This window comes from Micrococcus sp. 093350064-1 (assembly GCF_053627955.1).
The window spans coordinates 105670-113496 of sequence record NZ_JBSEYU010000007.1 but is presented as its reverse complement, the minus strand read 5'-3'; the positions used below and the strand labels follow the sequence as shown (position 1 = coordinate 113496).

General features: G+C 70.0%; 9 protein-coding genes and 2 pseudogenes. 5 read left to right on the top strand and 6 right to left on the bottom strand.

All coding sequences use genetic code 11. The annotated features are described in order from the left end of the window. Positions 1–35: 35 nt before the first annotated feature. The 4 genes from cmtR to arsB all read right to left on the bottom strand — a co-directional run bounded on the left by cmtR (position 36) and on the right by arsB (position 3403). Positions 36–395: a Cd(II)/Pb(II)-sensing metalloregulatory transcriptional regulator CmtR gene (cmtR, locus tag ACUW6W_RS09245; protein WP_010080053.1), complete on the bottom strand. Its 360-nt coding sequence runs from the start codon at positions 393–395 to the stop codon at positions 36–38. 98 nt (positions 396–493) lie between these two features. Continuing rightward, positions 494–1831, bottom strand: coding sequence for an FAD-dependent oxidoreductase (locus ACUW6W_RS09240; RefSeq protein ID WP_100057263.1), 1338 nt, complete (start codon positions 1829–1831; stop codon positions 494–496). Positions 1832–1859: 28 nt separating this feature from the next. Beyond that, on the bottom strand, positions 1860–2288 hold the full coding sequence (locus ACUW6W_RS09235; RefSeq protein WP_002855764.1) for an arsenate-mycothiol transferase ArsC: 429 nt from the start codon (positions 2286–2288) through the stop codon (positions 1860–1862). Positions 2289–2311: 23 nt separating this feature from the next. After that, entirely contained in the window at positions 2312–3403 is a 1092-nt protein-coding gene (gene arsB / locus ACUW6W_RS09230) for an ACR3 family arsenite efflux transporter (protein WP_095347761.1), read from the bottom strand. Between the two features lie 82 nt (positions 3404–3485). Between arsB and ACUW6W_RS09225 the strand changes: the two genes are divergently transcribed. After that, the gene (locus tag ACUW6W_RS09225; RefSeq protein WP_036334534.1) at positions 3486–3851 is read left to right on the top strand and encodes an ArsR/SmtB family transcription factor; all 366 of its coding nucleotides are present in this window, start codon (positions 3486–3488) and stop codon (positions 3849–3851) included. Between the two features lie 84 nt (positions 3852–3935). Beyond that, a pseudogene (locus tag ACUW6W_RS09220) lies at positions 3936–4172 on the top strand (ISL3 family transposase); the annotation flags it as partial. 97 nt (positions 4173–4269) lie between these two features. Here the strand turns inward: ACUW6W_RS09220 and ACUW6W_RS09215 are convergent. Next, positions 4270–5094: an aldo/keto reductase gene (locus ACUW6W_RS09215; protein WP_225348738.1), complete on the bottom strand. Its 825-nt coding sequence runs from the start codon at positions 5092–5094 to the stop codon at positions 4270–4272. Positions 5095–5331: 237 nt separating this feature from the next. Then, positions 5332–5463 (bottom strand): annotated as a pseudogene (locus tag ACUW6W_RS09210) (DJ-1/PfpI family protein); the annotation flags it as partial. Positions 5464–5762: 299 nt separating this feature from the next. On the opposite strand from ACUW6W_RS09210, the gene ACUW6W_RS09205 reads away from it, so the two are divergent. The 3 genes from ACUW6W_RS09205 to ACUW6W_RS09195 are packed head-to-tail and all read left to right on the top strand — an operon-like array spanning position 5763 to position 7821. Continuing rightward, positions 5763–6428 (top strand): biotin transporter BioY, encoded by a 666-nt coding sequence (locus tag ACUW6W_RS09205; RefSeq protein WP_119217728.1) that lies wholly within the window; start codon positions 5763–5765, stop codon positions 6426–6428. After that, the gene (locus ACUW6W_RS09200; RefSeq protein ID WP_371450084.1) at positions 6425–7186 is read left to right on the top strand and encodes an energy-coupling factor ABC transporter ATP-binding protein; all 762 of its coding nucleotides are present in this window, start codon (positions 6425–6427) and stop codon (positions 7184–7186) included. The genes ACUW6W_RS09205 and ACUW6W_RS09200 overlap by 4 nt, the downstream gene beginning before the upstream one ends. Continuing rightward, positions 7186–7821 (top strand): CbiQ family ECF transporter T component, encoded by a 636-nt coding sequence (locus ACUW6W_RS09195; protein ID WP_044658729.1) that lies wholly within the window; start codon positions 7186–7188, stop codon positions 7819–7821. Before ACUW6W_RS09200 ends, ACUW6W_RS09195 begins: the two co-directional genes overlap by 1 nt. The last annotated feature ends 6 nt before the right edge of the window (positions 7822–7827 follow it).

The window sequence follows — 7827 nt, the reverse complement described above, 5'->3', positions numbered from 1 at the left end:
GAACAGGCCCATCGCCTGCAAGACCGAGGTGAGGCTCATGCGCCCTCCCCAGCTGCGTCGCATCCGGGAAGCGAGCAGGCGGGATCGATGCACGGAGCACTCTCATCCACCGCGAGGGTGACCTCGACCAGAGCAGTCAGCGCCCGCGCCAGGTGTGCATCGGCGATCTCGTATCGGGTCTGGCGGCCCTCGGCCACGGCGACCGCGATCCCGCAGTCCCGCAAGCACGCCAGGTGGTTCGACACGTTCGACCGGGTCAGCCCCAAGTCTCGCGCTAGTTCGGCCGGGTACGCCGGCCGTTCCAGCAAGGTCATCAGGATCCGCGACCGGGTGGGGTCGGCCATCGCTCGGCCCAACCGGTTCATCACATCAACACGAGAGGCGATAGTCAGCATTCACTGAACTATACAGTATGAGCTGAACTTACAGTGTCGCCTCGTAAAGCTATACCCCAGCGGGGCGGCACAGAACGTCGTGCCGTCCCGCTGTTTGCTCATCGGCCGACGGGGAGCTCGATCAGTTGCGGGCTGCTGCAGCAGGCGTCGCCGGCTGTGGCTGGGGCGTCGCAGCCGCCGCCGAGGTCGGTGGTGCATACGCCGGTCTCGGGTAGTTCGAGGTGGACTGCGTCGGCTGCTTTGCGGTCGCCGGCCAGGGCTGCTGCGATGGAGCGGACCTGTTCGTAGCCGGTGGCCATGAGGAAGGTGGGGGCGCGGCCGTAGCTCTTCATCCCCACGATGTAGAAGTTCGTCTCCGGGTGGGCGAGGACTCGCTCACCGTGAGGCTCGACGGATCCGCAGGAGTGGAACTCGGGATCGATCAGCGGCTCCAGCTGGGACGGTGCTTCGACGGCCGGGTCCAGGGCCAGGCGGAGTTCGGAGAGCATTCCGAGATCAGGGCGGAACCCGGTGGCGGGCACCAGCACATCGACGCTCACTTCTCGCTCCCCGTCCGGGGTCACAGCGTGGACGGTCAACGTGTCGTCGGCTCTGAAGCGAGTGATGGTGAAGGAGGTGAGGACCGCGATGCGTCCGGAGTCGACCAGCTGGCGCAGTCGCGAGCCGAGCGCTCCTCGGGCTGCGAGTTCGTCCTGGTCGCCGCCCCCGTAGACGCGGGTGAGGTCTGCGGTGCGAGCGGCCCACATGATGGTGGTGTCGGCCTCCAGGTCCGCGAGGTCCAGCAGGGTATTGGCGGCTGAGTGGCCGGCACCGGTCACCATGACTCGCTTGCCGGCGAAGCGGTCACGGTCGCGGCCCTGCACGTCAGGCAGCGGCGCGGTGATGTGGCCCGCGGCGCGGGCCTGCTGCTCGCCGGGAGCAAGGAGCCCGGCCTGTCCGAGGGGGTTGGGCGTGGACCAGGTGCCGGAGGCGTCGATGACCGCGGAGGCGAGCACGTCTTCGCTGTGCCCGTCGGTGGTCTGGATCCGGACGAGGAAGGGGGTCTCCTCGCGGCGTGCGGTGCGGGTCTTGTCGATGCCGGCGCGGGAGACGGCGGTGACCCGCGCCCCGTAGCGGATCGACTCGGCGAGCTGGGGAAGCTGCGCGAGCGGTTCGAGGTAATGCTCGCGCAGTTCGTGACCGGTCGGGAGAACGTCGGCGTCGGGTGCGGTCCAGCCGGCAGCTTCGAGGAGACGCTGTGCGGCGGCGTCGAGGTTGTGCTGCCACGGCGAGAAGAGCCGCGTGTGCCCCCACTCGGCGATCGCGGCTCCTGCCGCGGTCCCGGCCTCGAGGATCAGGAACGGCAGGCCGCGCTCAGAGAGGTGGGCAGCGGCGGCAAGGCCGATGGGGCCAGCGCCGATGACGACAATGGGATGTGAGTTCGTTGCGGTGGTCAAGATGATGAGTCTCCTTGCTGCGGGGCGGTCAGTTCGCGGTGCCGGTGAGGTCGGTCAGGAGCTTGCGGACGTGGGTGTCGATGTCGTCGCGGACCAAGCGCATCCGCTCCATCCCTTCGATGCCGCGCTGAGAGGGCTCATCGGTGTGCCAGGTCGTGACCGGCGCGGTCATGCCCTCGACGGGTTTGATGACGGCTTCGTCGCCGATGACGATCACGTGGTCGACGCTTCGCAGCAGCTCGGGGGTGACCGGCTGCGGGACGGCGGAGGACATGTCCGCGCCGACCTCGGCGATCGCCTCCGCGGACTGGGCGTTGATGGCGGTGCCCGGGCGGGTGCCGGCGGAATGCACGTCGACCTCATCCCCGGCGTGATGGCGCATGAGGGCGGCGGCCATCTGGGACTTGCCGCCGTTCTTCACGCAGACGAACAGGACTGAAGGGCGCTTCGTGGTCATGGCGAGGGGATCCTTCTGTGGGGTCATCGGGTGGGGGCGGTGGTGTCGCCGGGGAACAGGCGCCGCCCCATAGCGAGGGCGACGTAGACGAGGGCGACGAGGACGGGGACTTCGATCAGCGGGCCGACGACGCCGGCGAGGGCCTGGCCGGAGGTGACTCCGAAGGTGCCGATGGCGACGGCGATGGCGAGCTCGAAGTTGTTGCCCGAGGCCGTGAACGCGACGGTCGTGGCCTTCGCGTAGTCGAGGCCGATCGCGCGGCCGAGCAGGAAGGACCCCAGGAACATGACGACGAAGTAGACCAGCAGCGGCAGGGCGATGCGGGCCACGTCCCCCGGTGCGGAGATGATCGCGTCGCCCTGGAGGGCGAACAGCAGCACGATGGTGAACAGCAGCCCGTACAGCGCCCAGGGGCCGATCTTCGGGAGGAACCGCTCCTCGTACCAGGTCCGACCCTTGGCTCGCTCACCGAGGATGCGGGTCAGGAACCCTGCGACCAGCGGGATCCCGAGGAAGATCAGCACGCTGAGGACGATCGCGCCGATCGAGAACTCGGCCGACGTGGTCGGCAGCCCCAGCCAGGATGGCAGCGCCTGGAGGTAGAACCAGCCCAGGGCACCGAAGGCGATCACCTGGAAGACGGAGTTGATCGCGACCAGCACCGCGGCTGCTTCTCGGTCACCGCAGGCGAGGTCGTTCCAGATGAGGACCATCGCGATGCAGCGTGCGAGTCCGACGATGATCAGGCCGGTGCGGTACTCTGGAAGGTCGGCCAGGAAGATCCAGGCCAGGGCGAACATGAGTGCCGGGCCGACGATCCAGTTCAGCACCAGCGAGGTCACCAGCAGGCGTCGGTCCGCGCCGATGCGCCGGGTCTCGTCGTAGCGGACCTTCGCCAGGACCGGGTACATCATCACCAACAGTCCGATCGCAATGGGCAGGGACACGGATCCGATCTTCACCGCTTCCAGCGCGGTGTTCAGGCCGGGGATGAACCGCCCCAGCAGGAGACCCACTGCCATGGCGGCCAGGATCCACACCGGGAGCCAGCGATCAAGGAAGGACATCTTCTTCATCACGCGGGGCTGCTCCACATCCTTGGTGGTCGTACTCATAAGGGGGGCTGAACCTTCCATCGACGGATATCGATGCGAACGCTATGCTTCACATCGATGACTGTCAATGTAAGGTGGGGGCATGTCCACGACGACCGCGATCACAGCTGCCGGGCTCGAGACGATGAACGGCCCTGAGGAGTGCTGCAGGCTCTCAGCGGGGCCCGTCGACAGCGTCGAGGCCGAGAGGATCGCGTTCTTGCTCAAGGCGCTTTCCGATCCGACCCGTCTCCGGCTTCTATCCCATGTCGCTGCTCAGGGCTGCAATTCGGTCTGCGCCTGTGATCTCACCGAGCCGCTGGGCATCAGCCAGCCGACCGTGAGTCACCACATGAAGAAGCTCGTCGACGCTGGCCTGCTCACGCGCGAGCAGAAGGGCCGCTGGGCGCACTACTCCGTTGTGCCGTCGGCCTTCGCCGAGCTCCGTTCCTTCCTCGACATCGCCTGAACCCCCGCCGCCGACTTTGGAGATCCTCCTGACCGCACGGCCCAGTGTCCTGTTCGTCTGCGTCCACGACGCCGGTCGCTCGCAGTCCGGTTAGCCGGCGACGCGTTGGTCCGCTGCCACCGCCGGGTCCAGCAGGACCTGCATGGCCACCGCGGCCGCACGGGCGACCCGCTCTACTCCGCCCGTCGAACCCTGCACGCCGGAACCGGGTTGCTCACCGACAAGCAGAGGGCCCGGCTCGAGGCCACTTGGGGGACCTGCCAGCGGATGATCAGCGCCTACCGCGAACCCGACAAGGCCCGAGGAAAGGAGTTGATGGATGGCGTGCACAGGTTCAGGAGGAGGTGACAGGCAGGTCCTTCGGAGACTTGCGCTGTCCGCACTGCCCGGAACGACCGGGCTGCGCCCTTGGGCAGGGTCACAGCATTTCCAGTGGTCGCGGTCCGCTCGGGGGCGGAAACGCACGGTCCAGAGCATCCAGGTCTTCGCGGGTCAGCTCCACGTCCAGTGCTGTGGCGTTGTCTCGCACGTGCTGCGGGCTGCTCGCCTTGGGGATCGTGCAGAGCGAGTCGCGGCGCAGCACCCAGGCGAGGGCCGCCGCCGCGGGGCTGACGCTGTGACGGGCCGCGACGTCGTTCAGCGTCGTGTCCTGAAGGATGCGGCCCTGCTCGATCGGCGAGTACGCCATGACCGGCAGCTGGTGGTCGGCGCACCACGGCAGCAGGTCGTACTCCGGTCCTCGCCGCGACAGGTTGTACAGCACCTGATCCGTGGCCAGCCCGCCGCTGCCCGGCACGTCCTGCAGGTCGGCGAGGGCCCGGTGGTCGAAGTTGCTGACGCCCCAGTATCGGATTTTCCCGTCCTCGACGAGATGGTGGAAGGCCGCGACGGTGTCCTGCAGCGGGTACCTGCCCTGCCAGTGCAGCAGGTAGAGGTCGATCCGATCGGTGCCCAGGCGTTTCAGGCTGCGTTCGCAGGCCGCGATCGTGCCGGAACGGGAGGCGTGGGACGGCATGACCTTGCTGACCACGAACGCCTCGTCGCGGCGACCCGCCAATGCTTCACCGACCACCTCCTCCGCGCCGCCGTCGGCGTACATCTCGGCGGTGTCGACCAGCGTCATGCCCAGCTCGAGGCCGGCGTGCAGCGCGGCGACCTCGTCGCCGCGGCGGCCGGGGTCCTCACCCCAGCCCCAGGTGCCCTGGCCCAGCACAGGGATGGACTCCCCGCTCGGCAGCGTCATCCGTCGCATCCGGGATCACTTCCTTCTGGTTGTCCTGAGGTGGGACGTGGGCTGAGATCCTCGAAGGGCCGACGCGTCCTCGACCGGTGCCGGCTTATAGGAGGGTGGCGGGTACCGAGGTGCCGGGTGTCGAGCTGGTCGTCAGCCCCGCCTGTGCCATGTGGCGTACCGGGCTGCTCACGAGCGGTTTCCGGCGCTGGTGGGCTGGACAGTACCACCACGGCGGAACAGAAGGCAGAGGTCATCGGGTGAGCGGCTGGTGGCCAGGTTCCCGTCTCGGGCGGCCTCTTGGTCCACCACGTTCACGCCGGCGTTGCGCAGGTCGGTGCGGATGCTGGGGAATGAGGTCAGGGCCCGGCCGGTCACGAGACGTCATGGCCCTGCCCGGACTGCCCGGCCACCCCGCCTTACGCCCCCGCTCGCCAGTACTGGCCGCGGTCCGCGAGATGCTCGGCGGGCCGCAGACCTCGTTCCTGCTGATCGCCGGTCAGCACAACGCCCAAGCCGACCGCTGCCTCGGTGTCGCCCCGGGAACGCACCCCGGCCGCCCACACCCTCGCCCCTGCAGTAGACTCCTGAACACTGTTCAACTCGTCGGGCACTCGCCATGCGCCCCGCGCCTCGGCTGAGCGCCCCCTCGCACTCGCTTCCGCACCAGGAGTCCCTCCATGAGCACTTCCGTGCCCTCGTCCCACGACGGCCACGTCCGCCCCGCGGCCACCACGACGACGGACCGCCCCGCCGACGCCGGCCGCCCCCGTCGCGCTTCCGCCGGCGGCAGCCTCGCGCGCATCGCCGTCATGACCGCGCTGATGGCCGTCCTCGGTCTGGTGCCACCGATCGCGGTCGCCGGTGTGCCCGCCCCGATCGTGCTGCAGAACATCGCCGTGATCCTGGCCGGTGTGATCCTCGGCCCGTGGCGCGGGGCCGCCTCGATGGCGCTGTTCGCCGGCCTCGTGGCCCTCGGCCTGCCGCTGCTCAGTGGCGGCCGCGGCGGCCTGGGCGTGTTCGCCGGCCCGACGGCCGGCTTCATCCTCGGCTGGATCCCGTCCGCGCTGATCGTCGGCCTGATCTTCTGGGCCCTCACCTCCCGGGCCCGCCCCGGCCTCGGCGCCGGACGGGTCGCGCTCGGCGCGGCCGTCGCCGGGCTGATCGGTGGCGTCGTGATGGTCTACTTCTTCGGCGTGCTCGGCTTCGTCGGGATCGCCGGGATGGAGTTCGGCGCCGCCGTCCTCTCCATGGCCCCGTTCGTGCCCGGTGACCTGATCAAGCTCGTCGTGGCCGTCATCCTCATCGTCGGCCTGTGGAAGGCCTACCCCCGCGCCTTCCGATGAGCCAGGACCGTTCCGTCACCCTCACGGGCGTCCGCGTCGAGGCCGACGGCCCCGAGGGCGTCGTCGTGCTCCTCGACGGCGTGGACCTCACCCTCACGGCCCCGCGCGTGGCGGTGATCGGGGAGAACGGCTCCGGCAAGTCCACGCTGGCCCGCGCGATCGCCGGACTGGCCGACGTCGTCGCCGGGGAGGTGAGCGTGCACGGGGTGGACGCCGTCCGGGACGTGAAGGCGCTGCGCCGCACCGTCGGCTTCGTGTTCGCGAACCCGGCCGCGCAGGTGGTCATGCCCACCGTCCGGGAGGACGTGGAGCTGACCGTGAAGTCGCTCAGGGACGACGCCGGCCGCCGCCTGACCAAGGACGACGTCGCCGCGCGCGTGGCCGCGGCGCTTGAGGAGCACCGGCTCACCGCGCTCGCGGACCGGGCGTGCCTGTCCCTGTCCTCGGGGCAGGCGCAGCGGCTGGCGATGTGCTCGGTGCTGACCGCCGGGCCGTCCCTGGTGATCGCCGACGAGCCGACCTCCCTGCTGGACGGCCGGCACCGGCGGATCGTGGCCGACCGGCTGCTGGCCGCCGACCCCTCGGCCCCGGACGGGTTCCAGCTGCTGCTGGTGACCCACGACCTCGAGCTGGCCCGTGCGTGCGACGAGGCGGTGTGGATCCACGGCGGCCGTGTGGAGCGGACCGGCCCGGCCGAGGACGTGGTCGAGGCGTACGAGCGCTTTCTGGACCACGCCGTGGCGGCGGAGCTGCGCTGATGCTCTCCCTGTACATCCACGGCGACTCGCCCCTGCACCACGCCCGCGCCGGCCTCAAGACGGGCCTGTTCGCGGTGTGGGTGCTGGCCCTGACCCTGCTGCCGCTGTCCCTGTGGGCCGCGGGCGCCGCCGTCGTGGGTGCCGTGACCGCGTATCTCGTGGGCTTCGGGCTGCGGCGCGGTGCGGCGATGATCGCCTCCGACCTGCGCGCTCTGTGGCTGTTCTACGTGGTCCTGTTCGCGGCGCAGTGGATCTTCACCGACGCGTTCGCCGCCGGACTCATGGTGGCGCGCGTGCTCGGGCTCGTGCTCACCGCGCAGGTGCTGACGCGCACCACCCGGATCGCGGACATGACCGGGGTGGCCGAGGCGGTGCTGCGGCCGGTCGAGCGGATCCCGTGGGCGGGGCCACGCCTGGCACGGGCGGGGTTCCGCGCCGACCGCGTGGGCCTGGCGATGGGCCTGGTGCTCTCCTCGATCGGCCACCTGCGCGCCCTGGCTGAGCAGATCCGGCATGCGCAGGCCGCCCGCGGGGTGCGGATGGCGCCGTGGGCCTGGGCGCTGCCGCTGCTGGTGCTCAGCTTCAAGCACGCGGACGACGTCGGGGACGCCCTGGCCGCCCGCGGCATCGACTAGAGCCCC

Bases quoted from the DNA above. Each gene is read 5' to 3' on its own strand.
- ACUW6W_RS09225 (WP_036334534.1), top strand. From the start codon at position 3,486: ATGTCCACGACGACCGCGATCACAGCTGCCGGGCTCGAGACGATGAAC.
- ACUW6W_RS09215 (WP_225348738.1), bottom strand. From the start codon at position 5,094: ATGACGCTGCCGAGCGGGGAGTCCATCCCTGTGCTGGGCCAGGGCACC.
- ACUW6W_RS09205 (WP_119217728.1), top strand. From the start codon at position 5,763: ATGAGCACTTCCGTGCCCTCGTCCCACGACGGCCACGTCCGCCCCGCG.
- ACUW6W_RS09235 (WP_002855764.1), bottom strand. From the start codon at position 2,288: ATGACCACGAAGCGCCCTTCAGTCCTGTTCGTCTGCGTGAAGAACGGC.
- ACUW6W_RS09200 (WP_371450084.1), top strand. From the start codon at position 6,425: ATGAGCCAGGACCGTTCCGTCACCCTCACGGGCGTCCGCGTCGAGGCC.
- ACUW6W_RS09195 (WP_044658729.1), top strand. From the start codon at position 7,186: ATGCTCTCCCTGTACATCCACGGCGACTCGCCCCTGCACCACGCCCGC.
- arsB (WP_095347761.1), bottom strand. From the start codon at position 3,403: ATGAGTACGACCACCAAGGATGTGGAGCAGCCCCGCGTGATGAAGAAG.
- cmtR (WP_010080053.1), bottom strand. From the start codon at position 395: ATGCTGACTATCGCCTCTCGTGTTGATGTGATGAACCGGTTGGGCCGA.